This is a genomic window from Streptomyces sp. LUP30 (assembly GCF_001746365.1).
GTDB lineage: Bacteria > Actinomycetota > Actinomycetes > Streptomycetales > Streptomycetaceae > Streptomyces.
The window spans coordinates 1-930 of record NZ_MJAJ01000120.1 but is presented as its reverse complement, the minus strand read 5'-3'; the positions used below and the strand labels follow the sequence as shown (position 1 = coordinate 930).

Genomic DNA, 930 nt, shown 5'->3' with positions numbered 1-930 from the left:
GCAGCGGCGCCGACACCCGCGGGTGCCGCTCACCGCCGCCGCCCACGCCGTCCGGGCGCAGCGGCGCGAGGGCCCGTGCGAAGCGCTCGGCCCAGGCTGGGGAGACCGCGTCCACCGCGCCGACCGTGCCGGGGCCCACCGGGCCGGGCCGCTCCGTGGGCGCCCCGGCCGGCGCGACCCGCAGCAGCCGCAGCGCTGTCGCCACGTCCCCGCTGAGCAGGGCGACCGCCCCGCACGCGCGGAACGTGGGCGCCACCGCGCAGGCCGCCTCGTAGGTCTCCGTCACCGGTGAGGAGGGGGAGGCGGCAGGCGTCTCCGCCAGACAGACGACATGGATGCCGGCGCGCGGGCCGGCCACCGCAAGCCGCGCCACCGCCTCGCGCAGGTCCGCGCCGCCCGGATCGCCGTCCACGACGACCACCGTGAACGGGCCCGGGAAACCGCCGTCGGCCGAGTCGTCCGCCACGGCCCAGGAGGGCCGGCGGGCGGCGCCGGTCAGCGGGGGCGCCTGGGTGCTGCCCGCCGTGCTGTCCGAGAGGTGGTCCTCCAGCCGGCGCAGCAGTTCGTCCGCGCGGGCCGTGGCCTGGTCGCGGTCGTAGGCGAGGAGGAGACGGCAGTCCTGGCCGTGCGCCGGGCGCAGATGGGGCAGCCAGCCGAGCCAGGACCACTCGGCGGTGCGCTCCTCCTCGGACCGCCCGCGGTCCGTGCTGATCAGGACGACTTCCAGCGTCTCGGGGGAGTGCAGCGCGGCGAGCTGGGCCAGCACCGCACGCGCCAGCCCGGACAGCCGCGGCCGCGGCCCGGCCAGCCCGAGCGCACCGACCTCGCGCAGACCGGCCGTCACCGGGACGGCGGGCAGCAGACCTGAGCCGTCCGGCGCGGGCCGGTCGGCCGTGCCGAGCCGCACCGCGAGCGCCTCCGGGTGCCCGG

General features: G+C 79.8%; 1 pseudogene. It reads right to left on the bottom strand.

Annotated elements, in window-relative coordinates:
• A pseudogene (locus tag BG482_RS39885) lies at positions 1-930 on the bottom strand (hypothetical protein); the annotation flags it as partial.